The sequence below is a fragment of the Kitasatospora sp. NPDC096128 genome (genome assembly GCF_040303105.1).
GTDB lineage: Bacteria > Actinomycetota > Actinomycetes > Streptomycetales > Streptomycetaceae > Kitasatospora.
Window position 1 is genome coordinate 1 of the sequence record NZ_JBEOSP010000029.1, and the last position, 25,648, is coordinate 25,648.

At 70.4% G+C, this 25,648-nt stretch carries 31 protein-coding genes and 2 pseudogenes; 13 read left to right on the top strand and 20 right to left on the bottom strand.

The window, feature by feature from the left end; genetic code table 11:
• Nucleotides 1-116 precede the first annotated feature (116 nt).
• Both ABTY61_RS27915 and ABTY61_RS27920 read left to right on the top strand, forming a co-directional pair.
• The gene (locus ABTY61_RS27915) at nt 117-827 is read left to right on the top strand and encodes an SMI1/KNR4 family protein (protein ID WP_350507850.1); all 711 of its coding nucleotides are present in this window, start codon (nt 117-119) and stop codon (nt 825-827) included.
• 410 nt (nt 828-1,237) lie between these two features.
• Nucleotides 1,238-2,107 (top strand): helicase associated domain-containing protein, encoded by an 870-nt coding sequence (locus ABTY61_RS27920; RefSeq protein ID WP_350507851.1) that lies wholly within the window; start codon nt 1,238-1,240, stop codon nt 2,105-2,107.
• Here ABTY61_RS27920 and ABTY61_RS27925 read toward each other — a convergent pair.
• From ABTY61_RS27925 to ABTY61_RS27940, 4 genes are all read right to left on the bottom strand, one after another.
• Nucleotides 2,076-3,512: a transglycosylase family protein gene (locus tag ABTY61_RS27925; RefSeq protein WP_350507852.1), complete on the bottom strand. Its 1,437-nt coding sequence runs from the start codon at nt 3,510-3,512 to the stop codon at nt 2,076-2,078. The genes ABTY61_RS27920 and ABTY61_RS27925 overlap by 32 nt on opposite strands.
• Nucleotides 3,513-3,639: 127 nt before the next feature.
• Nucleotides 3,640-5,460: a CHAP domain-containing protein gene (locus tag ABTY61_RS27930; protein ID WP_350507853.1), complete on the bottom strand. Its 1,821-nt coding sequence runs from the start codon at nt 5,458-5,460 to the stop codon at nt 3,640-3,642.
• Between the two features lie 203 nt (nt 5,461-5,663).
• A complete protein-coding gene (locus ABTY61_RS27935) occupies nt 5,664-5,975 on the bottom strand; it encodes a hypothetical protein (RefSeq protein WP_350507854.1) in 312 nt (103 codons plus the stop codon).
• A gap of 7 nt (nt 5,976-5,982) precedes the next feature.
• Nucleotides 5,983-6,183 (bottom strand): hypothetical protein, encoded by a 201-nt coding sequence (locus ABTY61_RS27940; protein ID WP_350507855.1) that lies wholly within the window; start codon nt 6,181-6,183, stop codon nt 5,983-5,985.
• 441 nt (nt 6,184-6,624) lie between these two features.
• Between ABTY61_RS27940 and ABTY61_RS27945 the strand changes: the two are divergent.
• Nucleotides 6,625-6,717, top strand: a pseudogene (locus ABTY61_RS27945) (hypothetical protein); the annotation flags it as partial.
• A 132-nt stretch (nt 6,718-6,849) separates the two neighbouring features.
• Here ABTY61_RS27945 and ABTY61_RS27950 read toward each other — a convergent pair.
• Nucleotides 6,850-7,110, bottom strand: a complete 261-nt coding sequence (locus ABTY61_RS27950) for a hypothetical protein (protein ID WP_350507856.1) — start codon at nt 7,108-7,110, stop codon at nt 6,850-6,852.
• A gap of 73 nt (nt 7,111-7,183) precedes the next feature.
• On the opposite strand from ABTY61_RS27950, the gene ABTY61_RS27955 reads away from it, so the two are divergent.
• Nucleotides 7,184-7,546, top strand: a complete 363-nt coding sequence (locus tag ABTY61_RS27955) for a response regulator transcription factor (RefSeq protein WP_350507857.1) — start codon at nt 7,184-7,186, stop codon at nt 7,544-7,546.
• Nucleotides 7,547-7,693: 147 nt separating this feature from the next.
• Here the strand turns inward: ABTY61_RS27955 and ABTY61_RS27960 are convergent, their stop codons facing one another.
• Nucleotides 7,694-8,704, bottom strand: coding sequence for a helix-turn-helix domain-containing protein (locus ABTY61_RS27960; protein ID WP_502895449.1), 1,011 nt, complete (start codon nt 8,702-8,704; stop codon nt 7,694-7,696).
• 651 nt (nt 8,705-9,355) lie between these two features.
• Nucleotides 9,356-9,616, bottom strand: coding sequence for a hypothetical protein (locus ABTY61_RS27965; protein WP_350507859.1), 261 nt, complete (start codon nt 9,614-9,616; stop codon nt 9,356-9,358).
• Between the two features lie 84 nt (nt 9,617-9,700).
• On the opposite strand from ABTY61_RS27965, the gene ABTY61_RS27970 reads away from it, so the two are divergent.
• Nucleotides 9,701-10,096 carry a hypothetical protein gene (locus ABTY61_RS27970; RefSeq protein WP_350507860.1) on the top strand — a complete coding sequence of 132 codons (396 nt, stop codon included), beginning with the start codon at nt 9,701-9,703 and terminating at the stop codon, nt 10,094-10,096.
• Nucleotides 10,097-10,459: 363 nt separating this feature from the next.
• On the opposite strand, the gene ABTY61_RS27975 is transcribed toward ABTY61_RS27970, so the two are convergent.
• Both ABTY61_RS27975 and ABTY61_RS27980 read right to left on the bottom strand, forming a co-directional pair.
• On the bottom strand, nt 10,460-11,218 hold the full coding sequence (locus tag ABTY61_RS27975; protein ID WP_350507861.1) for an ABC transporter permease: 759 nt from the start codon (nt 11,216-11,218) through the stop codon (nt 10,460-10,462).
• 49 nt (nt 11,219-11,267) lie between these two features.
• Complete coding sequence (locus ABTY61_RS27980) at nt 11,268-12,155, bottom strand: ATP-binding cassette domain-containing protein (RefSeq protein ID WP_350507862.1); 888 nt, start codon at nt 12,153-12,155, stop codon at nt 11,268-11,270.
• Nucleotides 12,156-12,303: 148 nt separating this feature from the next.
• Here ABTY61_RS27980 and ABTY61_RS27985 point away from each other — a divergent pair, with 148 nt between their 5' ends.
• Nucleotides 12,304-12,972 carry a GbsR/MarR family transcriptional regulator gene (locus ABTY61_RS27985; protein ID WP_350507863.1) on the top strand — a complete coding sequence of 223 codons (669 nt, stop codon included), beginning with the start codon at nt 12,304-12,306 and terminating at the stop codon, nt 12,970-12,972.
• Between the two features lie 157 nt (nt 12,973-13,129).
• Nucleotides 13,130-13,339, top strand: a pseudogene (locus ABTY61_RS27990) (HNH endonuclease); the annotation flags it as partial.
• Nucleotides 13,340-13,390: 51 nt separating this feature from the next.
• On the opposite strand, the gene ABTY61_RS27995 reads toward ABTY61_RS27990, so the two are convergent.
• From ABTY61_RS27995 to ABTY61_RS28005, 3 genes are all read right to left on the bottom strand, one after another.
• Entirely contained in the window at nt 13,391-13,648 is a 258-nt protein-coding gene (locus ABTY61_RS27995) for a hypothetical protein (protein WP_350507864.1), read from the bottom strand.
• A 255-nt stretch (nt 13,649-13,903) separates the two neighbouring features.
• The gene (locus tag ABTY61_RS28000; protein WP_350507865.1) at nt 13,904-14,194 is read right to left on the bottom strand and encodes a hypothetical protein; all 291 of its coding nucleotides are present in this window, start codon (nt 14,192-14,194) and stop codon (nt 13,904-13,906) included.
• 28 nt (nt 14,195-14,222) lie between these two features.
• Nucleotides 14,223-15,149, bottom strand: coding sequence for a hypothetical protein (locus ABTY61_RS28005; RefSeq protein ID WP_350507866.1), 927 nt, complete (start codon nt 15,147-15,149; stop codon nt 14,223-14,225).
• Between the two features lie 375 nt (nt 15,150-15,524).
• Between ABTY61_RS28005 and ABTY61_RS28010 the strand changes: the two genes are divergently transcribed.
• Nucleotides 15,525-15,968, top strand: a complete 444-nt coding sequence (locus ABTY61_RS28010; RefSeq protein ID WP_350507867.1) for a hypothetical protein — start codon at nt 15,525-15,527, stop codon at nt 15,966-15,968.
• Between the two features lie 289 nt (nt 15,969-16,257).
• A complete protein-coding gene (locus tag ABTY61_RS28015; protein WP_350507868.1) occupies nt 16,258-16,485 on the top strand; it encodes a hypothetical protein in 228 nt (75 codons plus the stop codon).
• A 718-nt stretch (nt 16,486-17,203) separates the two neighbouring features.
• Here the strand turns inward: ABTY61_RS28015 and ABTY61_RS28020 are convergent.
• The 5 genes from ABTY61_RS28020 to ABTY61_RS28040 all read right to left on the bottom strand — a co-directional run bounded on the left by ABTY61_RS28020 (nt 17,204) and on the right by ABTY61_RS28040 (nt 21,257).
• On the bottom strand, nt 17,204-17,542 hold the full coding sequence (locus ABTY61_RS28020) for a hypothetical protein (protein ID WP_350507869.1): 339 nt from the start codon (nt 17,540-17,542) through the stop codon (nt 17,204-17,206).
• Between the two features lie 835 nt (nt 17,543-18,377).
• On the bottom strand, nt 18,378-19,010 hold the full coding sequence (locus ABTY61_RS28025; RefSeq protein WP_350507870.1) for a hypothetical protein: 633 nt from the start codon (nt 19,008-19,010) through the stop codon (nt 18,378-18,380).
• A gap of 379 nt (nt 19,011-19,389) precedes the next feature.
• The gene (locus ABTY61_RS28030; RefSeq protein ID WP_350507871.1) at nt 19,390-19,962 is read right to left on the bottom strand and encodes a hypothetical protein; all 573 of its coding nucleotides are present in this window, start codon (nt 19,960-19,962) and stop codon (nt 19,390-19,392) included.
• Between the two features lie 120 nt (nt 19,963-20,082).
• Complete coding sequence (locus ABTY61_RS28035) at nt 20,083-20,310, bottom strand: hypothetical protein (protein ID WP_350507872.1); 228 nt, start codon at nt 20,308-20,310, stop codon at nt 20,083-20,085.
• Nucleotides 20,311-20,495: 185 nt separating this feature from the next.
• Nucleotides 20,496-21,257, bottom strand: coding sequence for a hypothetical protein (locus tag ABTY61_RS28040; protein ID WP_350507873.1), 762 nt, complete (start codon nt 21,255-21,257; stop codon nt 20,496-20,498).
• Nucleotides 21,258-21,380: 123 nt separating this feature from the next.
• Here ABTY61_RS28040 and ABTY61_RS28045 point away from each other — a divergent pair, with 123 nt between their 5' ends.
• Complete coding sequence (locus tag ABTY61_RS28045; RefSeq protein ID WP_350507874.1) at nt 21,381-21,989, top strand: hypothetical protein; 609 nt, start codon at nt 21,381-21,383, stop codon at nt 21,987-21,989.
• A 14-nt stretch (nt 21,990-22,003) separates the two neighbouring features.
• Here ABTY61_RS28045 and ABTY61_RS28050 read toward each other — a convergent pair whose 3' ends face one another.
• From ABTY61_RS28050 to ABTY61_RS28060, 3 genes are all read right to left on the bottom strand, one after another.
• A complete protein-coding gene (locus ABTY61_RS28050) occupies nt 22,004-22,408 on the bottom strand; it encodes a hypothetical protein (RefSeq protein ID WP_350507875.1) in 405 nt (134 codons plus the stop codon).
• Nucleotides 22,405-22,929: a hypothetical protein gene (locus ABTY61_RS28055; protein WP_350507876.1), complete on the bottom strand. Its 525-nt coding sequence runs from the start codon at nt 22,927-22,929 to the stop codon at nt 22,405-22,407. The genes ABTY61_RS28050 and ABTY61_RS28055 overlap by 4 nt, the downstream gene beginning before the upstream one ends.
• 186 nt (nt 22,930-23,115) lie before the next feature.
• Nucleotides 23,116-23,463 carry a hypothetical protein gene (locus ABTY61_RS28060; RefSeq protein WP_350507877.1) on the bottom strand — a complete coding sequence of 116 codons (348 nt, stop codon included), beginning with the start codon at nt 23,461-23,463 and terminating at the stop codon, nt 23,116-23,118.
• A 447-nt stretch (nt 23,464-23,910) separates the two neighbouring features.
• Here ABTY61_RS28060 and ABTY61_RS28065 point away from each other — a divergent pair, with 447 nt between their 5' ends.
• From ABTY61_RS28065 to ABTY61_RS28075, 3 genes are read left to right on the top strand one after another with little or no spacing between them, the layout of a single operon-like run.
• Nucleotides 23,911-24,174 (top strand): hypothetical protein, encoded by a 264-nt coding sequence (locus ABTY61_RS28065; RefSeq protein ID WP_350507878.1) that lies wholly within the window; start codon nt 23,911-23,913, stop codon nt 24,172-24,174.
• Entirely contained in the window at nt 24,149-24,673 is a 525-nt protein-coding gene (locus ABTY61_RS28070; protein ID WP_350507879.1) for a DUF6879 family protein, read from the top strand. The genes ABTY61_RS28065 and ABTY61_RS28070 overlap by 26 nt, the downstream gene beginning before the upstream one ends.
• Before the next feature lie 24 nt (nt 24,674-24,697).
• Complete coding sequence (locus ABTY61_RS28075) at nt 24,698-25,546, top strand: helix-turn-helix domain-containing protein (protein WP_350507880.1); 849 nt, start codon at nt 24,698-24,700, stop codon at nt 25,544-25,546.
• The last annotated feature ends 102 nt before the right edge of the window (nt 25,547-25,648 follow it).

Here is a 25,648-nt window from a genome sequence, read left to right on the forward strand (position 1 = left end):
TCTGGAGACGCCGCCATCAGGCCCGCTCCCAGGCCAGCCACTACCGACGCCGAGCCGCGGCATCAGCCTGATCGTGATCTACAGCTGGAGTACTAGGGTGCGCATCGGTGTGTCCAATGGATCGGCAGGAAGGCAAGGGGATGACTGAGGCGTGGAATCGACTTCGGGCGATCATGGGGGAGCCGCTCTACGTCCCGGCCCGGGTTCCGTGGGAGCTGGCGCCCGTTGAAATGGGTGTCCAACTCCCCTCGGACTACAGGGCGTTCATCGACCTGTACGGCGGGGTGGTGCTGAACGGCGAGTGGGGTGTGGACACCCCGACATCGCAACCGCGCCTCGGGGAGCCGAGTGGTCTGGCCTGGTGGCGCTACGACACCGATATCAGCTTTCGCGATCAGGTCGAGGGCGAGGAACACCGGTGGGAGCTACCGGGTCCCACGCCGATCTTCCCGGACCCGGGTGGCCTGCTGCCCTGGGGGTCGAACAGCAACCACGACCAGTGCTGCTGGCGGACGATCGGACCGGATCCCGACAAGTGGCCGGTGACGGTGTTCTTCCAGGATCGGCTCGATCATTTCGACGGCGGTTTCGCGGACTTCCTGGTGACCGTCCTGACGGGCGGATACGCCGCGGAGGCCGAACTCCTGGTACGTGCGGACCCTGCGGTGTGGGGCCCCGAGAAGCCCCGGCCGCTCTGGTCGCCCCACCGTGACTGGGCCGGCAGGGATTGGGGCGACGAGTGGGGCGCCACCGGATTCACGGCGTCCGGGTCGACGGAGATGCCCTGGACCAGAAGCCCCAAGGGCTTGAAGATGGCGGCGATGTGAAGTCCGGCGAGGTAGACACCCGGGTAGGTACTCCACAAGGCGCCTGGCAAGGTGTTCGAGAAGACGCCTCACAAGATGCACCGGCCGGTCAGCGGAGGACCGGGGAGGCGTCGGCGTCGATCAGGCCCTCCTCCAGGGCTTGGCGCACCAGCAGGACGGCCAGTCCTGCATCCCGGCAGCAGAACCAAGCACCGACCCTGTGATAACGATCAGCGTCAGCCTTTCACCGCGATACAGCGGAATGCTTCACCACGGTCCCGGCCCACCCATTCACCACACCCCACCCGAAACAGCCCGCCACCAGCCAAAAACACGCCACCCCGGACCGGTGAACGACTGCGCCGAGCCCAGTGAAAACCACACGCTGATCATCACTCACGCAGCGCCGGGTGGAATATGGAAATGGTGAATTGGCGCGTCACCGGGTCGACATGCTCGACGCGCTGGGCATGATCTGGTCCGTCTCGGACGCGCGGTTCGAGGCCGGCCTGGACTGGGCGCGGGTGTGGGCAGCGGAGCACGGGGGGAGCTTGGCGGCGCCGGCGCGGGCCGCGGTCGGCGGATACGCGATCGGGGCCTGGCTCTCCGGCCTTAGGGCGGCGGCCGAGGTACCCGAAGGCGAGCCCGGGGCGCTGGCCCCGGAGCGGCGGGCGGCGCTGGAGGAGATCGACCCGTGGTGGTGCCCGCGCTGGCCGATCACCTGGCAGCGCTCGTACGCGGTGGCCCGGCAGTGGTGGCTGGAGTCGGACGGCCGGGTCGACTGGGCACACCTGTCCGTGGAGACGGAGTTCGAGGGCGAGCAGCTTGGGCGGTGGGTGCGGGCGCAGCGGGCCGGCTTCGCCGCGCTCGACCAGGAGCAGCAGGACCTGCTGACGGCGCTCGACATCGAGGAGGACCAGGAGCTCGCCGCCGCGCGAGCAGCCGCCGCGGCGAAGCCGAAGGTCTCCCGCACCGACCGGTTCGGTGTCGGCTTGGCGGCGCTCGCAGCCTTCGTCGAACGCGAAGGGCACGCGCGGGTCCCGCGCACCCACAAGGAGGGCGGGACGTCGCTGGGGACCTGGCTCAACAACCAGAAGGCCCGCCGGGCCAAGCTCAGCCCCGAGCAGCTCGGGCAGTTGGAGGCCCTGGGGGTGGCCTGGTGGGACGAGATTCTGGCCGAGGTTGGTGTCCTTCCTGGGTGGGCAGCAAGGGACCGGGCGCGTGTGCGCCGCCTCGCCTTGGTGGGGCGGGGCGGCGTGCGGCACGTCGTTACCGGTTCGTGGTCGGCAGCTTCGCGGTGAGGGCGGTCGGGACGCTGACGACGTCGTTCAGGTCGAGCTTGCCGGGTCCGAAGTCGCTTGCCGTCAGGGCCTTCTTGCTGCCCCCGCCGACGACCTGCCAGACGGTGCTGCTGTCGGGCGAGAGCAGCAGCGTGCCGTCACCGGGCGCGGCCTTAGCCGCGGCCGACGCCTCCCAGGCTCCCGGGACACCGACCAGCGGCCGCTTGTCGTACCCGAGGCCCGTGTAGTCGGCGCCGCTCAACGCGACGGCCATGCCGCCCGCCATCACGTACACCGAAGGGTCGGCGCCCGAGACGTTCTTGACGACGGTGCCGTTGGCCAGTTGCTTGGCGACCGTGCCGGCGAGCCAGCGGCCGGGCACGCCCATCAGGTTGGCGTTCGCGTAGCCGTTGGCGGTCCACTCGGTGCCCGAGATCGGCAGCGCGGCGCCGCCGGCGATCACGTAGCGGCTCGGGTCGGTGCCGTTCTGGTCCATCACGACGGTGCCGTTGGGCAGCGGCCTGGCCGCCGCGGCGCGCAGCCAGTCGCCGGGGACGCCCATCAGCATCCGCTGGTCGTAGCCGTTGGCGGTCCACTCGGAGCCCGAGATCGGCAGGGCCGAGCCGTTGACCATCACGTAGCGGCTCGCGTCGGCGCCGGACTGGTCCATCACCACCAGGCCGGTCGGCAGTCCGCTCGCCGCCGCGTTCTGCAGCCAGGCGGTCGGAACGCCCATGTCGGGGCGGGAGTTGTAGCCGCCCGAGGTCCAGTCCGCCCCCGAGATCGGCAGCGCTGCACCGGCCACCACCACGTAGCGGGCCGCGCCGCCGCCCATGTCGTGCACCACCGTGCCCGCCGGCGGCACGGTCGGCAGCGAGTTGAACGCCGCGTCGTCCACCAGCACGATCCTGCCCAGGTCGTAGCCGTCGGGTGCCACGTCCGAGCCGGCCACGGCTACGCCCGCGCCGCCGATCATCACCTTCACGGACGGACCGTTCGGCGACTTCACCAGCGTGCCGCCGGCCAGCGAGGCCGGGTCCGGGTAGGAGGTCGTGGCCGGGTAGGGGTCGGCGTGGTCGCCGACCAGCGGCCCGTGGCAGTTCGGCCAGGCGCCGGGCCCCTGCTTGGCGAGGACCTTCTCGGCGATCAGGATCTGCTGCTGCTTGGTGGCCCGGTTCGCGTACTGCGCGTACTGGCTGCCGCCGTAGGCGAGCCACGTGCTCTGGTCGAACTGGAGGCCACCGTAGTAGGGGATGCTGCCCCTCGAGACGATTGACCAGTCCCCTCCGCTCTCGCACTGCGCGACCTTGTCCCAGGACGACACCGAGGCGGCCGACGCCTGGCCGGAGAGCGTGAGCGGGGCGGTCAGGGCGAGCAGCGCGGCGGCGAGGGCGAGAGCGGACTTCTTGCGGGTGACAGCGGTCATGGGTGGTTCCCCCCGGAACACAGTGGGCTGATGAGGTGTCTGGTGCGTGAGGGTCGGCGGCGTACGCCGCGCCCCGGGGGCAGCCCGGCCGGCGAGGGCCGGGCTGCCCCTGGGCGGGTGTTGCGGGTTACTGGGTGACGGTCGGCAGCTTCGCGGTGAGGGCGGTCGGGACGCTGACCACGTCGTTCAGGTCGAGCTTGCCGGGTCCGAAGTCGCTTGCCGTCAGGGCCTTCTTGCTGCCCCCGCCGACGACCTGCCAGACGGTGCTGCTGTCGGGCGAGAGCAGCAGCGTGCCGTCACCGGGCGCGGCCTTAGCCGCGGCCGACGCCTCCCAGGCCCCCGGGACACCCAGCAGCGGCCGCTTGTCGTAGCCGAGGCCCGTGTAGTCGGCGCCGCTCAACGGCACGGCCATGCCGCCCGCCATCACGTACACCGAAGGGTCGGCGCCCGAGACGTTCTTGACGACGGTGCCGTTGGCCAGCGGGCGGGCCGTCAGCTTGCCCTCCCAGGTCTCGGGGACGGCGACGATGTCGCGCCCGGCGTAGGGGCCGCTGAACTCGGCGTTGGTCAGCGGCAGCGCGGTGTTCCTGGCCACCACGTAGACGCTCGGGTCGGTGCCGGCCTGTCCCTTGATCAGGGTGCCCTCGGCCGGGGTGGCGGCGGCCGCACGCCCCAGCCAGGCGCCCGGCACACCCACCGCCGGCTGGTTGCTGTAGCCCTCGGCGGACCACTCGGAGCCCGCGATGGCCGCCGCGGCGCCGCCGGCGATCACGTAGCGGCTCGGGTCGGTGCCGTTCTGGTCCATCAGGACGGTGCCGTTGGGCAGCGGCCTGGCCGCCGCGGCGCGCAGCCAGTCGCCGGGGACGCCCATCAGCATCCGCTGGTCGTAGTGGTCGGCGGTCCACTCGGAGCCCGAGATCGGCAGGGCCGAGCCGTTGACCATCACGTAGCGGCTCGCGTCGGTGCCGGACTGGTCCATGACCACCCAGCCCGAGGGCAGTGTGCCCTGGACCGCGCCCTGCAGCCAGCTGCTCGGAACGCCCATGTCCTGGCGGGTGCTGTAGCCGCCCGAGGTCCAGTCCGCCCCGGAGATCGGCAGCGCGACGCCGTTGACCACCACGTAGCGGGCCGCGCCGCCGGCCATGTCGTGGACCACCGTGCCGGTGGGGGGCGAGGTCGGCAGGGCGTTGAAGGCCGCGTCGTCCACCTGGACGATCCTGCTCAGGTCGTAGCCGTCGGGTGCCACGTCCGAGCCGGCGATCGGGACGCCGGAGCCCGAGATGATCACCTTGACGCCGGGGCCGTTGGGTGACTTCACCAGGGTGCCGGTGGGCAGCGTGGACGGGTTCGGGTTGGCCGCCGGGGTGTTGGTGAAGACCGGGGAGATGTAGCCGCTGATGGTCTGGCCGTACGGGGCCTGGCCCACGCCCCACCGCGGGGGGGTGTCCTGCTGGACGATCCCGGAGCGGTGGCCGGAGCTGTGGCCCTCGTTGCCGCCGACGAAGGTGACGCTGCCGCCTCCGACCGCGACGACCAGCGCGACGTGGTCGGCACGGTCGGTGCCGTAGTTGTAGTTGAAGACGACGGCGTCACCGACCTGGGGGGTGTTGTGCAGCGTGCCGTAGCGGCGCCCGTAGTCGAAGAAGCTCGCGGCGCTGGGGCTGAGGTCCCCCAGGTGTGCCACGCCGTTGCGGGCCCACACCCATCCGGCGAAGTCCGCGCACCATGCCTCGGCCGAACCGCCGCCGGAGCCGCACGAGTTGCTCGAACCGTCACCGGGGACGTACCCGCCGTGGGCGCAGGGCCCGTTGTTGACCTCGCCGTTGGCGGTGGCGGCGATACCGGAGGCGTCGGCGTGGGCGGGCAGGACGGTCAGACCGGTCATGGCGGTGGCGGCGACGAGGGTGGCTATGCCGGTCTTGGCGAGCTTGCGGGTGATGCTGGACATGGCGGTGCTCCTCGGTGGTGGGAAGGATGGCGGGTTCGGTGTGCTCGGCCGCGCAATGCGGGCTGGAGGTTCGGGGGCACGCCCGGGCGGACGGCTGCCCTGCAGGAGCAGCGGTCGACGGCGGCGCGGGAGCCGTACGGCGTGGCGGTGCGAGGACGCAAGGATTCACCCGGCGGGTGCGGCCGGTGGGACGGGTGCCGCGGTCAGCCGGCGGTGCGGTCCCTGGCCTGCGGGGGCTGCGGGGGCAGGTAGCCGCGGTGGAGCGCCGGCGAGGAGCGGTGGCTGCGGGCGATCAGGCTGAACGCGCGGCGAACGGCGTCGGGCCGGTCGGACGGTTCTCGGCAGAGCAGGTAGACCAGGAGGTCGATCCGGTCGTCGGCGGGCTCGGCGTAGGCGTGCTGGAGTCCGTCACCGGGCAAGGCGTGCGCCCACAGGGCGTCCACGACCTCGGCCGCCTCGTTCGCTCCCGCCGTCCCGCCGGGCCGGCGTCGCAGGCGTGCGTAGACGATCTCCACCGGGGGTTCAGCCGCCCCAACCGATGCTGTCGGTGGAAGCGGGCGTGGCGGCGGGGGTGCCGCCCCAGCCGATGCTGTCGGAGCCGGTGGTCGTGGTCGTGGTCGTGGTGGCCGGGGCGGCGGCGGCGAAGGCGGCCGGGGCGGCCAGGAGGGCGGTGAGCGAGAGGGCGGCGACCGCGGCGGCCTGGGCGATACGGGTGCGGATCATGACGGGGCCCTTCTGGGATGGACGGGAGGGGTGTGCCGATCCGGTCAGAGGCGTCCCGCGGTTGACGCTCCGTCCGACTGCCGCCCCGGGCCGTTCCTGTCGGGCCCGTCTGGCGGCGATCACTACTCTCGTCGCTCTGCGGTGCCGCCGGAAGGGCTTCCCGCTGGCGCCCAGTCGCCTGGCGAACTCCCGACACCGTGACGAGTCCACGTCAAGTTCCTCCGCTTTGCGTGCGGAGCGCAGCCGCTCCGCGTCGGGCCTTTTCCTCTCAGACACCGCCATGTCTCACCAAAAGCCCCGATTCGGATCTTGAACGGTCCGTCGCACCTCTGTTTGAATACGCCCGGCCGCCCGACCGGAGCACGGCCGACGAGTGCCGGGGGGCGCGACATGCTGGAAGTACTGGGCCTGACCACCGGGGCCACCGCCGTGTACCACGCGATGCTCGACCACCCCGCCCACGACGTGGACGAGATCGCCGCGAGCTGCGGCCTGAGCCCCGCCCAGGTGCACGAGCACCTCGACGAGCTCAGCCGCCTCACCCTCGTACGGGCCTCCGCCGAGCGCCCCGGCGAGCTGCGCGCGGTCAGCCCCGACATCGGCCTGGCCGACATGCTCGCCGCCCAGGAGGCCGAACTCGCCGCCCGGCAGGCACAGTTGGCCGCGTCACGGGCGGCCGTCACCCGCATGGTCGCCGACCGCGCCGAACACCGCGCGACCCACGGCGAGCGCCTGATGGGCATGGACGCCATCCACGCCCGGCTGGAGCGGATGGGCCACGGCGCCACCACCGAAGCACTCGGCAGCCAGCCCGGCAACCAGCGGCCCGAGGACCTCATCGCCAGCCGCGCCACCGACGCCGAGGCCCTCTCCCGCGGCATCGCCATCCGCACCCTCTACCAGGACTCCACCCGCAACCAGGCGCACGCCGCCACCTACGCCCACTGGCTCCTCAGCCACGGCGGCGAGGTCCGCACCGCGGCCACCATCCCCCCCGCGCATGGTCATCATCGACCGCCGGGAGGCCCTCGTCCCGATCGACCCCGAGGACAACCGCAAAGGCGCCCTCTACGTCACCGAACCCGGCATCCTGGCAGCACTCCTCGACCTCTTCGACCAGGCCTGGAACACCGCCGTCCCTCTCGGCGCCACCCTGCCCGAGGACACCCGCACCGGACTCACCGCCACCGAACGCGAGCTGCTGCGCCTGCTCGGCTCCGGGCTGACCGACGACGCCGCCGGACAGCGCCTGGGTATCTCCTCGCGCACCGTCAGCCGCCACATGTCCTCGATCATGGAACGCCTCGGCGCCAGCAGCCGCTTCGAAGCCGGCATCAAAGCCGCCCAACGCGGATGGCTCTGACCCCCTGAAAAAGTAGCCGGCGATCGGAAAAGTCCGACCCGGAGAGCTGATCGCTGTCCGCACGGAAACTGAACCACCTCCTGGCTCCTGCCCAAGGGGAACGACGGCAACGGCGGGCCAGGCGGGAACTCCCCACCGCGTCGTCGGCTATGCGCTCTCCGTCACTTCTGCGACAGACCCGCTCCGCGCCGCGCGGCGGTGTTCACTCGGGGTGAGACCGTAAGCCGCCTTGAACGCGCGTCCGAAGTCCGAAGCGCGCAGCAGGCCACAGCGGGCGGCGATGACGTGGATCGGCAGGGCGCGCAGCGCGGGGTCGGCGAGGTCGCGGTGGGCCCTGTGCAGGCGCTGTCGGCGGATCGAGGCGGCGAGGGTCTCGCCGCCGCTGTGCCGGGTGAACAGGCTGTGCAGGTGGCCGACGGAGATGTGGTGGGCGGCGGCGACCGTGGCCGGGGTCAGACCGGGGTCGTGGAGGTTGTGCCGGATAAACCTGCGGACACTCTCCATCAGGGCCCGCGACCGGACCTCCTGCGGCAGTGCGGGGACGGCGTCGAGTTCCCGGGCGACCCAGGCCGCCATCAGGTCGACCGCGACCTCCCCGAGCCGGGCCGCCTCCACCGGCCGCAGCACGTGGGCCTGACGGTCCAGCCCGCGCAAGAAGTCCGCAAACACCGCGCCCGTCCCGTCACGACCGGAGAGTGCGCGGCCGAGGAGGCTGCGCACCCGGTCGGGCGGTACGGGCAGCAGCGAGATGGGCAGGTCAACGCTGATCCCCGTGGCCCGAGGGTCCGCCGGGCCAGAGGATTTAAATCCGGCAAACCGGCCGTCGTAGGGGTACGAGCTGGAGACGAGCCACAGATCTCCGGCGCGATGTGTCTCCCGCTGGTCGTCGGCACACCCGAGGGCGTGGCGTCCCGCCGTCAGCAGGGTCAGGTGGTACAACTCCTTGTCCGAGCTTCGGATCATGCGCTCGCTGCGCCTGAACCGCGCGGACGGGAAAGCCGAGGCCATCAGCGTCGCTGGCCCCATGTCGAGCATCCGAAGCTCCGCCGTGAAGGTCTCGACATGGGCACTGGTCGTGTCGGTCACCCGCGTCCGCCCGACCAGGTCCCGCCAGCGCTCGAAACGTTCCCGCCCTGACAGACCGTCGTCCTGCGCCATGCTCTCAGCCCCCACGAACACCGCTCCTTGCCCTCAGGCCACTCCCCGGCCACGCGGGCAGGGCCCCAGGCACCCGCCGCCACCGGCCCCCTCCGACGACCGGCTCGCCGCGCTTCGCAATCTGCGCGGTGAGCTGTCGGCCCGCCAGGTCCTCGTAGACGCAACGGTAGCCGTAACCCGCATCCAGCATCAGCTACGGATGCTCTTGTAACGACCCCGGCATTTTCTCGAGTTCACCGAACCGGGGGTTGACCGGCCGACAGGAGCGCATACACCCCGCCGGTTTCACCCCCGCGCCCGCCCAGTTTTCCATGAGCAAAATCCGCTCCCAGCGCCCCTTGACCGGCGCCCTCACCCGCCTACGGTCCACGGCCATCGGACCCGCACAACCTCCGCCGACGCGATCGAACCGCGCCGACCCCAGGTCCGTGTCCATCCGTACGACGCGAGAGGAACACGTCATGGACGAGTACGACAGGCGCCAGATCCCCAGCCCTGGCCGAGAGGCTCCGGCTGCCGGGAGCGGGCGGCCGGCCCGGTCGGCGCGGGGCGGCGGCCCAGGCGGGCGTAGCACGTCGAGGTACTCTGGCGCTGACCGTCCCGGCTCGCCGGTCCGCGCCCGCTCGGGGGTTCGGGTGCGTGGGCTTGGGCTCACGGCAGGTCCTGCGCCCCGGTCCCGCCGCCGTGCCTCACGGCTTGGATCATCGCCTCATGAATGGCCAGGACCGAGGCCACGTCCGGGGCAGGAAGGGGGCTTGCCTCCACGGTGTACCACTCGTCGGCGCCGTCGTACTGCACGTCCAGGAGTGCCTGGTGACCGTCCCAGGTGGTGCGCAGGGCGAGGTCGCCGGTGATGACGCCGACCTCGACGGTCATGACGCCGCCCGGGCCCGCGGTGATCCCGGAGGTCACGAGCGGCTGGCTCCCGGGCTCGGCGGACTGCTGGTCCGGGCAGCCGGCGTCTCCAACTGGCTGGTCTACCAGCCGGAGATCAAGGTGTACATCGACAAGACCCGCAAAGGCCAAGAGTCCAGGGTCACGCGGGAGAAGTCCGGAGGGAGGTCGGCGAGTTCGGCCAGCCTTGCCGTTGACCTCGAACTCGCCCGTACGGAAATCCGCGGCCTGCGTGAAGAGCGTGACAAGTTGAAGGACGTACTCAGGCGCAACCTGGGACAACAGCTGGAACAGGTCGACTCGGGTGACCTCAAGACCAGGCTTGACGAGCTTCTTATCGCCAACCGCCAGCTTGAAGAACGCCTATCGACCGCGCTCAAGCATCTGAAGGAGACTCAGGAGAAGCTCGAAGAAACGGAGCTCGACCTGGCGGGGGCCCGAGCCGGAATCACACAGATGATGCGAGACAGAGCGGTCCTGCCCGCATCGCCCTCGTAACCGAGCCCAGTCACCAACCCGCACGGTCCATGTTCTCGTGCCCACTCACCTTCTGGCACCTGAGATCTCGGCCTCAGAGCGTCCTGTCTTTCCGAACATGACCTTTGGCCTGGCTTCGTTCGGGTTGGTTGATGTCAAGGTACGCATAAAGACAGGGCCTTCTGTGTAGCTCGTGGATGTCGAGTCCCAAGCACCAGGAGGCCCCGTCGTCCTTTCCTACGCCGCGGCCGGTTCCGAGAGCAACGTCCGCGGGTTCTCCGGCGTTGCCGTGCCAGTGCGGCTGTCGGGGCACTGGCAGGGCAATGCCGCCGACCGCCCGATGTGCGCTGCGGTCTGTCCCACGGACCTCACCGACGCGCAGTCTCAGCGGTTGTAGAGCTTGCGTGCCAACAGGTAGCCGGCGAGCGCGATCACCGCGCTCCACGCGACGGCCTTCGCGAGGTCGGCGCCGGCCGGCTGGGCGGCGAGCAGCTTGCGCAGGGTCTCGATGACCGGGGTGAACGGCTGGTGGTCAGCGAACCAGCGCAGCGGCGTCGGCATCGACGCGGTGGGCACCACGCCGCTGCCGAGGAACGGCAAGATCAGTAAGGGCATCGGCAGGTTGCTGGCGGTGGCGACGTTGCGGGCGATCATGGCGAGCGCGACGGACAGCCAGGTGATGGCAAAGGTGAACAGGGCCAGGATGCCGATGACACCGAGCCAGTCCAGGGCGGTGGCGGCGGGCCGGAAGCCCATCGCGAAGGCGGCGGCGGTGGTCGCGGTGAGCGCGAGGAAGTTCTGCACCAGGGCGCCCAGCACGTGCCCGGTGAGGACGGAGACGCGCGCGATGGCCATGGTCTTGAACCGGGCGACGATCCCGCCGGTCATGTCCATCGCAACGGCGATGGCGGTTCCCTGGGCGGCGCCGGCGATGGTCGTGGCCATGATGCCGGGCGTGAGGTAGCCGGCGTAGGCGGCGCGGCCGCCGCCGATGCCAGCACCCATGGCGCCACCGAGGACGTAGACGAACAGCAGCAGGATGATCACCGGGACGGCGGTGTAGGTCAGCAGCGGCGTCGGGTAGCGGCGGACGTGTTTGAGCTGGCGGCGCAGCATGGTCGCGGAGTCGGCGACGGCTTTCATCGGGCGGGTTCCTTCACAGCGATGTCGTTGGTGGAGTTGGTGTCGTCGGTCAGGGTGAGGAGGACTTGGTCAGGGCGAGGAAGACGTCGTCGAGGTCCGGGGTATGCACCGTCAGCCCCGCCACCTCTGCGTCGATCGCGTCCAGCTGGCCCACAACGGCCCTCAGTGCCTCGGCCACGCCGCCGTCCGGGATCTGGACGGTGAGTTCGACGTCGTCGGCGAAGCGCACGGCGATGTGGCCGCCGGGAATCAGGCGCTTGAGTTCGTCCGGCGTCCCCTCGGCGACTAGCCTTCCCTCACTGAGCAGGGCCACGCGGTCGGCGAGCTGGTCGGCCTCCTCCAGGTACTGGGTGGTCAGGAAGACGGTGACACCGTCGTTCTCGACCAGGTCCCGCACGGTGCGCCACAGTTCGCGGCGGCTGCGCGGGTCCAAGCCAGTGGTTGGTTCGTCGAGGAAGATCAGCCGGGGCGCGCCGACCATCGTCATGGCGAGGTCCAGGCGGCGGCGCAAGCCTCCGGAGTAGGTGGCGACGGGTTTGCGGGCGACGGCCGCGAGGTCGAAGCGTTCGAGCAGCGCCTGCACGGTCGGGCGGCGCCGCGAGCGGCCGACGTGCAGCAGGTCGGCCATCAGGCGCAGGTTCTCCTCGCCGGTGAGCAGGTCGTCCACTGCGGAGAACTGGCCGGTGACGCCGATCGCGGCGCGCACCGCGTCGGGGGCCCGGGCCAGGTCGTGGCCGGCCACGCGGATCTCGCCGGCATCGGCCTTGATCAGGGTGGACAGGATCTGGACGATCGTGGTCTTGCCGGCGCCGTTGGGGCCGAGCAGGGCGAAGATCGTGCCCTGCGCGACGGTGAGGTCGACGCCGTCCAGGACGAGGTGGGCGCCGTAGGACTTGCGCAGTCCAGTGGCGGAGATGATGGCATCTGTATTCAGCACGGGCTGAAAGCTACGTTGCGTTCAGAGAAAGTGTCTACAGATAGATCAGCATAACCGCAGCTCAGTAGCCATATTTTGATGCAATGACGATGCCGCCGAATGCACCATTGGCATTGCAACAGGTGTCGCCGAATGCAAGACTGCGGCCATGCCAGGAGGAAGACTGACCCAGCAGGACCGCCACCGCATCGCCGCCGGACTCGTCGAGGGGCTCTCCTACGCCGAGATCGCCCGGCGCCTCGGCCGGACCACCTCGACGGTCACCCGGGAGATCGGCCGCAACGGCGGTCCGGCCGGCTACCGCGCCGAGCTCGCGCACCAGGCGACGGAGCGCCGGGCACGCCGTCGCACGCCGAGCGCCGGGCACACGGGCGGCGCCGGGCACACGGACGCCCAGGACCAGGCGGTGGAGTTGGCGGTGGGCACCGGGCTGCCGAAGATGATGGCCAGGGTCCTGATCGCGCTGTGGCTGAGTGCGGACGGCAGGCTCACAGCCGCCGAGCTGACCCGGGAGCTGGGAGTCAGCCCGGCATCGGTCTCGGCGGCGGTCGGGTATCTGATCCGCCAGGAGCTGATCCGGCGCGAGGCCCAGGGACGCCGGGACGTGTACGTGGTCGACAACGACGCCTGGTTCCAGTCGACGGTGACCGGCGCGGAGCAGACGCTTCATGCGGCACAGGTCGCGGTCCAGTACGCGGAGCAGATCGGCCTCAACACGCCTGCCGGAGCGCGGTTGGCGAAAAGCGGGGCGTTCCTGGAGCGGATCAGCCTGGACGCGTTGGAGTCGGCGGCCCGGTGGCGCGACCTTCTGAGGTGACACCGCACTCTAAGTTCGCACGGTCGGCCATCCGCCCAGGATGGTCAACACCAGAACCGAGCCACCACCGAATTGACGCGCCTTCCCCGTGCCTCATGTGACAGAACAGCATGTTCGCCGCTGACCTGCGAGATCAGATTGACAGCCGTAGATAACCAACGACCTCGTCCACTCGCAGCTCGTCGCCGTTTCCGCCACCTCGAACAGGAGCAAGGGCGACCAGTCGCCCGACCAGTGGAAGCCCCCGGCCACCGCCTACTGGTGCACCTACGCCCGGGCCTGGGGCGACGTCAAGTACACCTACAGCCTGAGCATCACCGCCCCGGAGAAGACCGCCCTCAACACCATGCTCGACACCTGCCAGTAACGGACGTCACCGGGCGGCCCACCGCAAGGTTCGGCGGGCCGGCCGGGCGGGTCAGAACGGGGGCCCGTCGTACCGGCGGCCGCTGGGCTCGGCCGGTCGGCGGCTGTCCTGCCGGAGGCCGCCCTCCCCCAGTGGGCGCCGGCCGCCGACTACGGGACGTGCGGCCGGCGCCGGGGCCGGGACGGCGAAGGGGGCGCCGTGGCGCTCGATCGGCAGGAGACGCTCGCCCAGCGGCTCGTCGACCGCGGCATCGGAGCGCGAGAACGGCGTGGACAGCGGGCGCCGGGCGCGGCCGGGTTGATCACTCATGGCTGACAGCCTGTCACCCCGGGCATCCGGCCCGGCACGAACGCCGGCGCCGGGCGGCGCGGGCACCGCCCCCGCCGGGACGCACGACCAGGACGGCGAGGTGCAGGAGCGGGACCGGGACCGGGCACGGCAGCAAGCAGTAAACGAGGCGCTCGCCCTGGCGGCCGAGACCGGCCGGCGGGGCGGAGCATGGCCACCACGTCGGCCGGGACCGCCGTGGCACAGGCGAGCGGCCAGCCGGACCGGTCGCCGTGGTCAGGTGTTCGTCGTGTTGGCCGCACGGCGGCGGGACCTGTTCCGCCGGATCGTCGCCACGATGCAGCCGACGACGCAGGCGCTCAGGAACCCAAACAGCGCGCCTCCCAGGGCGTTCCCGTCGGGAATGGACACGGCGATCGCGAAGCCCCACCAGAGCAATCCCACGGCCAGGGCGGCCCTGTCGTTCTTCAGCAGCAGGAGGAAGGAGCGGTCAGGACGCCTGCGCATCGCTACGGCTTCCGACACGCACAGGGCCGAGACGACAAAGATCGGCAGGAACACGGACATCAGCAGGTCCTCTCATCGCGCCCGGAGATCACTGGCAGTAGCCGCCCGCGTAGTGGTCCGGGTACACGTGCGGCAGTTTGATCTTCAGGCACCTGCCCCGATCGTAGGCTGCGGCCGCCCGCGCGGTTATCGCCGCCATCGTGACTCCGACCACGGTAGTGATTCCGCCGGGAATCGCCGCGATCGCCGTGGCGCCCAGGCCTCCGCCGAGAGCGATGCTGCGAGTCTCCCCGCGGTTGAAGTAGATCGTGCCGGTCACGTATCCCCACGTGACCTTGGGGTCGGCAACCACGGGGAAGGCAGCATTAGCGGTGTCGACGGTCTGGGTGAGAGTGGTGCCGTTGAGGTTGTAGTGGGTGGGGAGGCTCTTGCCGGTGGCGTCCTTGGCCCAGGGGGCGTCGACCTGGCCCATGACGACGGTTCCGCCGGCGGGCAGGTGCTTGGCGATGTCGTAGCCGCCCTGCTCGTTGGGGACGAGGTCAGTTCCTTCGGGCAGGTCGAGCCTGAAGTCGTGAGTGGTGGGCGCCTTGTCGTTCTTGAGGGTGACCAGAGCCCGGGCACCACCGTCAGTGGTGGCCTGGACCGCCAGATCGGTACCGGTGGCGGCATCGGGGTAGACGACGGTACCCGCCCCGGCCCGTACACCGGAGACGTTCCTGGTCTGCGGGAGGCTGAGCGCGACGGCGGAGCCGTCCGCCGCGGTGACCGCCGCCTTGTCTGTGGACGCGTCAGGGATGGTGACGCTCGTCTGCCCGTCCTCGCCGCTGGTGACGGTGCTGCCGGCCGCACCGGCGGCCAGGTCCTCGGTCCCGGTGGCCCGCTCGACAACGGAAGCCACCTGCTTGGCGACGGAGCCGGTGTCGTCGGCCAGTGCGGCCGGAGCAAGGCCCAGAACGAGCGATCCAGTGACGACGGCGACGACGAGGCCGCTGGCAACGCGCTGACGTTGGTTCATGAAAGTCTCCCGGGATCCGAGCTGTCCCACTGTCACACAGCAGCAAAGACGCCCTTGCCTGCGCTGGTGCCAGTGGCCTTGACCGAGACTCTGTCATTTCGGGTGAAGGGCACGGAAGGAGTAAATATGATCTTCGTGAGAAAACAGGACTTAAGTCCTCGATGTTCGACTGGGCGGGTGACCTGCTTGACGACCATCTGACCTTCAATGCCTCACCCCGGCTCGTTCTACCCACAGGCCCAGGGGTGTTCGATCCCCGAACTGAACAGATGCCGTCAGGAGCTTTGAACACAGGTCTTCACCAAGACGGCGGCAAGGTTGACCGTTCTGCTGTTCACGGCACCAACGGCTTGCGGACCGGCTACGGTCCGGCTCGTGCCCACTCTCCCTCCCCCGCAGGCGGCCGCCCTCCAGGCGCGGCCCGTCGACGCAGCCGTCCTTCCCCGCCAGCGCCGGACTGTTCCCCACGTCGCCGCGATGGCCGCCACCGGACCGGACGCCGGCGACAGCGCCACGACCAAGCACGTCCTCGGCCCGGTCCGGCAGGAGCCCAACGGCGAACCCCTGCGCGGCGCCATCGAGGTCGCCTCCAAGGCACTGCTGCACAACACCCTGCCCAACGGCGAGGTCGTCGCCGTGGGCGACCGCCAGGACGACACCCTCGCCGTCCTCGCCCAGCGCGTCCTGCAGCTCCACCTGGCCGGCGACGGAACCACCGCCTGGATCCTGCTGAAGCAGTACGACGTCCCGCGGCACGCCGCGGTCCTCGCCCTGCTCACCTCCTGGCTCAACTCCAGCTCGCCGGGGTCGATCCGCTGAGCCTGTAGCGGGGGCTGGGGCAACACGGCGGGCGACGTCGACGGTCCCATACGAGCGATGGCATCGGCCAGGACCGAGATCGGCCGCGGGCCGGCGCCCGCCGGTGATGGCCCGGAGTGTGTGCGTCTCGGGTCCGGCGGGCGCCGAGGTGCAGCGTAGCGGGGTGCAGCCCTGCCGGCCGGGTTGGCGCGGGGTGAAGCGGGTCTTGGGGCCGGTCGGTCGGCCCCGCCCGGCGGCTCCGGGGGCGAGGTGCCACCGGGCGTACTGGCGTGCGACTTACGATGGCGGTATGTCCGACTCCGGTTTCCCCGCTGACCTGCTCGAACTCCAGCGCCGCCGGTACGCCGCCGAGTCCGAGTGGGCCGCCGACCCGACCGACGACAAGCGCTTCGCGTTCGCCGCGGTCAGCGCCGAGCTGTACGCGCACGAGCACTGGGCGACCGTGGGCAACCGGCACGAGATGAAGCTCAAGCAGGCCGCACGCCCGGCCGCCGACGCATCGGCGTCGGCGGCCTGACTCGCCGCCGGGCCCAGCAGGGCCGGGTCCCGGGGAAGCAGGGGGGTGTTCCGCGGGGCCCGGCCGGCGGGGAGACGAGCAGCGTCAAGCCGCGGCGCTGCTGCTCTGCCCGGCGGCCCGGCGATGCTGGGGTGGGGCCGCCGTGGCGGGAATGCTAGACCTGCCGATCGGCGATGAGAAGGGCTCTGACCTGCGTGTTTTCGGCCGCGAACATGCCACACGGCGGCGGCTCGGTGGCAGGGAGAGCACAGCCGCTGGGCCGGTTGGCCGGTTGCTTGCCGCGCTCGGCGCAGCGCGGGCAGGGCGCTGTCGTCGCGCTGCTCGCCGCACGGAGTGCACAGGCCGTCGAGGGTGCGGGCCGGGTTGGCGGGGCGGCCGCACTCTGCTGCGCAGGGAGTCCAGCAGACTCTCCCGCGCCGCCGAGCGCACAGGAACAGGCAACCCCATGTCAGCCATCCACTGGGTGTGCCAGGCCTGTTCTCTGCCTCACGACAGCCGAAGAGTCACCCTGTGACAGCCAAGATCCACGACATCAACCGAGAACGCCCGAGCTCAATGCTCTCGCTGCGGGCCCCGGTCGGGTGCTGCCCACCCCGCTGACACCACCCCACCCACTCACAATCCCGCTGACACCACCCCGCACACTCACACGCCCCACCGAGGCGCGCACCGAGGCGGGGCAAACGCGCGGCCCGGACGACTTCCCTGTTCTGGATCACTACATGATCACCGCACTGCATGCCAGGCCGCACACCACGCTCACGGCGGACGCGACGAAGCGCCACGGAGCCCAACGCATCCGGCGCGGCAGGCACCAGGCCACCATGATGAGCACCAGCTGTACGCCCACCAGACCGTAGGCGGCGTCGTACCGCAGACCCCAGTCCCGCCCGCAGGCACCCCGCTGCACGCACTGGTCGACCTCAACCGCGCGCACCAGTGCGAAGAACCAGTAAAGGATCTGGCAGAGCGGCAGCAGAGCCGTCGCGACGAGCGGGAACTTCCACGAGTCACGGTCGTGCGGTGACGATGCGGCTCCGGCCGGGATGTTGTCCATGAACCGATCCCACCGCGCCGAACCGAACCACACATGAGCACGACTACTCAGCCGGGACCGATCACATACCCACTCATCCCTCAGCCACCAGGCACAGCAACGGGCACCACACGAAGGCGCAGCAGACAGGCAACGGCGGCCAGGACGGCACCACCAACCGAACACCCCCCGGCCACCACCCCAGCCCCCGCAATTCCGACCTGAATTCAGAATACCACCAACAACAAATCCGCCAAAACAGTCGAGCGGAATACCCGGCAGAATTCACACCCGAAAAGCGGCCCACAACACCCCACCGGCCCTCGACCGGCCCCACCGCACCCTCGACCCCTACCCGCCGCCACACAAAGTAACCAAACCCCGACCCACACCCACCCCCGACCCACACCCCAACAGGTCCAACCAAAGGTCCAGACAACCCGGCCTAATCGGCCATTCCACCCCCACCAAGACCAACAGGTCACACCCGCGGCCCCTCTCCGGGAGGAGCTTTGCGTGCAGCACGCGGTCCTCCCACCCCGGATCGTCCGAAGTGGAGACCAAGGCGGCCACCAGCTCGCGCTTGGTCGGGGCGGGCAGCACCAACGGGCCCAAGTCCTTGACCGCGCGGTCCTGTTCGCACTGCGCGCACTCCAGACGATCCGGGCCGGCCTGCTCGGTCAGCTCCAGCAGCAAACCCTCTCGTGCGCTGGGATGGTCAGAAGGGCGGGTTGTCAGGATCTCCGTCGCCGAGAGGCCAGGCGGAGCTAGGGAGGTACGGGCTGCGGTCGTCGTCGCCGGGCCGGGCGAGGCCTGTGGTGTCGTGGCCCCACGCAGTCAGGGCATCAAGGGCCCGTCACCGACGCCACCGCGTGTCGCAGACGAGCAGGAGACGACGGACGCGGCCGGCCAGGCCGTCACGGTGACCGGCCAGGTCAGGGTGCTCCGCGAACGCCAGAGCGGCGCACAGCGCCTCCTCGCGAACGGCGGTGTCGGAGTCGTCGAGGAACGGCGCGACGGCCTGGAACAGCACCGGCCTCAGCGCACGCACCGCCACCATGGGCGGGTAACCCTCCAGGAAGTCCTCCTCGAAGTACCGCTGATGGGCCGCCACACAGGCATCGTCACTGTCGCAGGCGACACCGGCCAGAAAGCCTAGCAGCGGAGCGCACACCCTGTCCGCCGCCCCGCGGTGGTGCTCGGCACGACGGCCCAGGACCGCCGCGACACACAACGCGACCGGCGCGGTCGCCTCGTAGATCGTGTTCTGGTGCTGCACCGGCTCCAGGGCATTGAGAGCCCGCCGGGCTTCCTCCACAGTCAGGTCCGGGCCCAGGAGCGGGGCCAGTACCCGGGGCAGCCCTTTCGCGGTCCCGTACGCCGTACCCAGCGACCGCCAGTCCGTACCCCGCAACACCACCCACGGATCCGGCAGAACAACGGGCATCGGCACGGGGACACCCAGGTACGGACCGGAAGTCGTCGTCACCCGCCGACCCTAGAACCCTCCACCGACACACGGACCGGCCCCATCGGACGAAGCCTCAGTCCGCGCCGGAAGACCGCTACCCAGACTGCTCCGAGTTCGAGGATGACGACATCCTCCTCATCACCGACGACGAAATCGCCCGCATTCCAAAGCCCCCGTCTGACCACCTGACACTGGTCGTCCGGGGCGGAGGACCTATTCGCAGCCCGGGCACTCCAGCCGGTTGGGGCCGGCCTTCTCCCGCAGCTCCAGCTTCGAGCCCTCCTTCCCGCCCATCGAGCCCCGGCACGTCCAGCACGGGCGCAGCGAGGTATTCGCCGTACGGCCGGACGAAGGGGTAGTGCCTCGAGAGGCTCGGTGGAGTCGGAGGAGGACTGGGCTATGTCCGGGGCGGGGTATCCACCGCCCCGCGCGCGATGCGGGCGCGGCTGTCGGGCGGCAGGACGACGAGGTACTGCCGGTCGGCGTCCTCGACGCGGGCCAGCGTGATGGAGAGACCTCCGGCCGCGAGCGCCTCGGTGGCCGGGCCGGCCGCCTCCGTCATCCGGTCGATCCGCGAGTGGAAGCAGGTGAGGTCCTTTGCCGGACCGGTGATCCAGATCGCGATCCGCGCGCCCCGGCGCAGCGCGGCCAGCAGGTCCGTGCGCAGCGGCCCGTCGTCGGCCTCCTGGAGGAGCAGGTCGTGCAGGCGTTCCTGCCCGCACGGCCGGGACGGCGCCCCTTCGGCCAGCGCTCGACACTTGCGGCACGAGGCCAGAGCCAGCGGCCGGAAGTCGTGCAGGAAGAGCTTCAGGTACCGGCCGCGGATCCCGCACAGGGTACGGCCGCTGCCCCCGGCGTGCTCAACACCGGGCACGCCTTCGACCTCGACCGCAGGGAACTCGGCCGGCTCACGTGCGGTCGCGAACGACCACGTCCCGCCCGAGGCGTCGAAATCGGGAGTGGCGATCACGCCAGGCAGCATGCCACACCGAGCAGCTCGCCGCCCGTGCGAGGGCCGCACCCTGCCACCGCCGCCCCCACCTTCCGAAAGCACACACTCACGACACCGCGAGGCAAGAGGGACATCCGTTCAACATGCCGACTTGACGGGGAAGATGATCGCCGTCCACAGCACGTGCGACGCGGCCGCCGGCCCGGCCGCGACCGCCAGCAGCAGCCCGGGGTCCAGGACCTCGACCACAGTCCCCTTGGGCAGGCGCCCCTCGGGCAGCAACGGCTCCAGGGCGGGGAGCACCGGCCGGGTGGCCGCCTCGATCCGGGCACGGCGGGCCCGCGGGCTGGTCTCCTTCCCTGTCAAGTCAATGTGTTCAGAAGCCGCTGCTCAATCGAGCTTGGTGATCGTGTCGGCAGTCATGATTCCCCACGATCTATAGATCAGCGTCACGCAATTCCCCACCCGTACGGTCACGTTGCCTATGGGGATGGCGGTTGCGAGTGGATGCCCAAGGGGAGGAGAGGCCCAAGGTCGTCTCTCCCAGCCGTTCACTTGGACAGCGGGTCGACCGGCGGCCACGGGTAACCCAGTTGCTCGGCATCATGCGAACCTCCCCAGACCTCGGCGGTGGCACGGGGATCTCCTGCGGTCAGCCGCGCTTCGAGGTGCTTGGCCTGGTCCGATGGGTCGTCTGCGGAGATCGGGAGGGCCATCCCGAACTGGAGCCAGGGCCGATCTGAATCGGCCCTGTTACTGGGATGGACCAGGACGACGTGGATTTGATCGGGTTCCTTGCGGGAGGACCAGACGCCTTCCAACTCGCAGTCCCACCTGGCCAGCCAGTCCCCGCGTCCCCTCAGCCCCGCCTCAAGCAGCCGCGCAACCGCTCCCGCTGGCCACTCCCAACTGCGGTCCTCCCCGGCTCGCTGGACCTCGGTCTCGTACTGACCTGCGGTGAACCGAAGCTTCGGCAGGTCGAAGTCCTGATTGGCCGGGTCACGCCAGCCCTCCCAGACAACATGCTCCCCGTCACGCCTGATCGTCATGTACAGGGCGCCGCAGCACTCCTCCACGCCACAGCCGGACCAAGCGAGACGAGTCTCGTGGGGTGTCGCAGTGGCATGCAACGGCCCTTCCCGGCCCAACAGATACCGGGGGCCTACTCCCAGGTACCGGGAGCCTCCCACGCCACCGGGAAACACGTCGGCCAGCAGATCCCGGCCATTGACGATCGGGCGGACCTCAACGACGCCCTCCTCGGGCGGCGGGCACACGATGCTCAGGCTGAGAAGGTCCGGTTCCATGGTCATCGGCCAATGATCGCGGACCCAGTCGCAGCTTGCACATGACGCTGCGGGGCTGGGCCCTACCGCCTGCGGTGTCACCGCAGGCGGATAGCCTCCGGCGGGAACGGGCGACCGATGGGAGCGGGCATGGATATCGAGGAGATGCTGGACCGACTCGGCGTGGTGATCGGGCCACCGCCCGCGGACGGCGTGACCCCGGTCCCGTGGGAACTCGCACCTGCGGCAATCGGCTTCCAGCTGCCCGCGGACTACCGGGCGTTCGCCGACCGGTACGGGTCTGTCAGCATCAGCGACGAGCTGCACATTTTCACACCGACGGAAGTCCCCAGTCCCCACGCCGCGGTGCCGTCCGGCTTCGAGGGGTTCCTGTACGACACGACGGAGCCCTACGGATACTGTGCCTGGCTAGCCGAGTGCTACCGGGACGGGGACTACAGGGAGTGCCCGTATCCGCTGTTCCCGGCCGAGGGCGGCCTGCTGAAGTGGGGCAACAACTACAATTCCGACCACTTCTTCTGGCTGATGCGGGGCCCGGATCCGGACCGGTGGCCGGTGGCCGCCAAGTTCCACTCGTTGTGGGAGTGGGACGTGTTCGAGGGCGGCTTCCTGGAGTTCCTGCTGGCGGCGGTGACCGAACAGTATCCGTACCACGGGGATGTCGTTCCCGGCGGGATGAAGCAGTTCGGTGACAGCCGTGCCTATCGCCCTCGGGGTGACTGGTCGAAGAACCAGTAGCCGTTGACCCCCGGTCAGGGGACCGGGAGACGCACGACATTGTTAGCGGCACCGGACCGGTCCCCGACGTCGTTCAGGCGCTCGGTGAGTACGGCGCCGGCCAAGGTGAGCCGGGTGATCTGCTGACGGAGTTCGAGGATCTCGGCATTCTTGTCGGCGACGGTCTGCTTGAGCTTGACGACGGTCTCTCGCAGGCGCTTCTCGGTCTCCGGAGTCTGGGCAGTCTCGACGCGAACACGCTCGTAGAACTCGTTCTTCAGGTCGACGTGGCGTTTCATCAGGGCCATGCGGTGGACGCCGGCTTCGGCTGCGAGGGCGGCGGCGGTGAGGCTGCCGTTGGAGGCTGTGGCCTGCCCGCTCAGGAGCCGGTCGATGGCCTGCCTGATGTGGGTGCGCTCGTCCTGGTGATTCGGGGTCATCGCAGGGCCTCGGCGGTCTGGGCGGTGGAGTCGTGGGTGTTGGCCGCGGCGCGGAGCCGGTCGGCGTTGGTCCGTAGCCGACGGCCGACCGGTGGTGGCAGGCGGGCGTGGGTGTCGATGCGGACGGTGTTGGCACAGCCGGGCCGGCAGTCGTACTGGCGGGGCGTGTTCGCTCCGGGGTCCGGTTCGCACAGCGCGGTGTCGCGTTTGAAGGCGCAGATCAGCAAGGCGTCGGGGTTGTCGAACAGGACGATGCCGTCGCGGGCAAGGTAGGCGCGGGCCTTGGCGGCGAAGGTGCGCGGGACGATCCGGCCTTCGAAGCGGGGCACATCGGCGGCGGCGGTCAGGGCCCGCTGGGCGGCTGGCCCGGAGATGCGCTCGCCGGCGGCGAGCTGGTCGCGCAGGCGGGCGGCGGTGTCGGCGGCGGCGAGGGCGGTTTCGACGTCGAGCACAGTGTGGATGCCGCCGCGGCTGCGAGTGCCGTAGCCGGTGGAGGTACGGGCGTCCAGGACGGTGCGCATTGTGGCCGTACTGGATGGCGAGGGCGACCAGGCCGCCGGGGCGGCGGGCGATGTGCCAGGCCAGGCTGCGGCGGAAGCGGCCGGTGGTGACGGGACCGTGCGGGTCGTCGGGGATGTGCTGGCCGGTCAGGTTCCTGGCGGCGGCCTCGTGGTTGACCCAGGCCGTGAAGTCCTTGATCCGGGCGTTCAGGGTGTCGGCCTTGAGGAGCCGACGCGTTCTTGGGCGTAGTGGTAGGAGGAGCCGAGGAGAAGTTCGCCTTCGGGCACGATCCTCTCCAGGACCCGGATGGCGTTGACGACCGGTGTGATCGCGACCCAGGGCAGGGCTCGGATCTCACCGGCGGACAGGTGGTTGCCGTCGCTGTCGGTGACGTTCTTGAAGTGGTGGCTGCGGATCAGGTGGCGCCCGAGCGCGCCGTCTGGGGCCGGCTGCGGGTCGGGGCAGCAGCCGGAGCGCAGGCTCTGGACCTCCTGGGGCCGCATGCCGGTGAGGTAGAGGCAGATCACCGCGGCGGCCGTACCGAGGTGGCGCATTAGGTGCGGTACTTCGTGGAAGTCGATGCTCTCGCGCCAAGGCAGGCCGTCGAGCGTCGCGCGAGCCGGGGTCGGAAGCGGGCAGGGGCCCGGAGTCCGTTGCACGAGAGGGGCCAGGTCATGCTGGGCCGCGAACCGTTGGACTTGGCTGGTGCTGGCGCCCGTCAGCGCGGCGACGTACTGGTGCGACAGGCACGTCTTGTTCGTGCCCGCGCCGGCGGGCAGGGCCTTACCCGGCTTGCCAGAGGGCCCCGGCTACATCGGAGGCCTGATGACCGAAGCAAGATCCGCACCGCCTGGCCTGGTGAAGAATCTGAGGAGGAAGGTCGCCTCGGGTGCGGGCACGGTGCGTGCGGCCCTGCGGCGCCCGCGCGCCCTTGACGTGCCGTCACCGGTGGGTGGAGCGTCGTCCAAAACTGCGCAACCGACTTGGCACGGGAGGGCATCATGACGCTACGGTTCGCCGGGGTGGACCCCAACACCGGCAAGGACGAGAGCCCGATGGTGTGGGTGGACGACGCCAAGAGGGAGCTCGTCTTCCAGGGCCTCAAGCCCGGCGAGGAACTCCTGACGGAAATCGGTACCACCGAATGGGTGCCCGGCCACACGGTCGGCACCCCCGACCACGAGAACGTGACCCGTATCCCGCTGCGCATGGCGGCGATCATCAGGAAGGCGCTCGACGATGCCGAACGTGACGGCCTTCTCTGAGCTCCTGGCCGGCGCCCGGCACTCCGCGGTGCACCTGGAGATGCGCGACTCCTACGGCATCGCCAGCGAGGCCGCGGAGTTCGAGCAGTTCAAGCGGACCGGCGTCCACCCGGACCTCGACCCCGAGGGCGAGGGCTGGTCCGGCTGGGTGTCGATGGTGAGGGCCGCTGTCGCCCGCGGCGTCGTGGTGCGCCGGGCCCGCATCGTCTCCGAGCCGGTCACCGAGTACATCCGCTACGAGCACGCCGGAACCGTGGTCAACCTCGCCGCGGGCGAGCAGGTGCGCTGGCTGCCGCGCCGCCGGGCCTCCGACCTCGCACTGCCCGGCAACGACTTCTGGCTGTTCGACGGGAGCATCGTCCGCTTCAACCACTTCACCGGCGACGGAGCCTCCGGCGGGCCGGAGATGTGCGAGGACCCCGCTGTCGCCAAGCTCTGCGCCGACGCGTTCGAAGCGGTCTGGGAGCGCGCCGTCCCGCACGAGCAGTACATCGTCTGACACCCCGGCCGGACGACCAGCTCCATGCCCGCATCCCCGTCCTCCAGCGCCCAGGAAGCCCGCCTGGCCGTCGCCGCGCGGCTGCGCGAGATCATGCAGGAGGCGGGCCTGACGGGGCAGGAGCTGGCTGCCCTGTGCGGCTGGGCCGGCGCCAAGACCTCCCGCATCATCAACGCCAAGACCGCGCCCTCGGACGCCGACATCCGCACCTGGTGCCGGGCCTGCGGCGCCGACGACCAGGCCGAGGACCTGATCGCTGCCAACCGCGCTGTGGACTCCATGTACGTCGAGTGGCGCCGCCTCACCCGCACCGGCCTGCGCCGGCTCCAGGAGTCCGCGGCGCCCCTCTACGAGCGCACCCGGCACTTCCGCTCCTACTCCTCCCGCGTCGTGCCGGGCGTCCTCCAGACCGAGGCGTACGCTACCGCCCTGCTCGCCACGGTCGCCGACTTCCGCCGCACCCCCAACGACGTCGCCGAGGCCGTCAAGGCCCGCCTTGCCCGATCTCGCGTCGTGCGCACCGGTCACCACCGCTTCGCGATCCTGGTCGAGGAGTCCGTCCTCTACTACCGCCTTGGCACTGTCGAGACGATGGCCGAGCAACTGGCACACCTGCGGGCCGCCATGGCGCTGCCGGCCGTCTCGCTCGGCGTCATCCCCTTCACCGCGCAGCGCACCATGTGGCCGGTGGAGACGTTCAACATCTTCGACGACGCGGAAGCCGGCGTGGAGCTGCTGTCCGCCCAGGTGACCGTTACCGCGCCCAGCGAAATCGCTCTCTACGCCCAGGCGTTCGACCGACTCAAAGGCTTTGCGGTGCACGGCGCGCGGGCGCGGGCCCTGATCTCCAGGGCCGTTGACTCCCTGGCCTGAAATTCTGCAAACGCGTGCAAACACGTTGAGTGAGCGTTCCGCTACTCCCTACCGTCGTTGATGCCGCCCGGTGCGAGGACCTGACCGATCCCCCTCGGCACC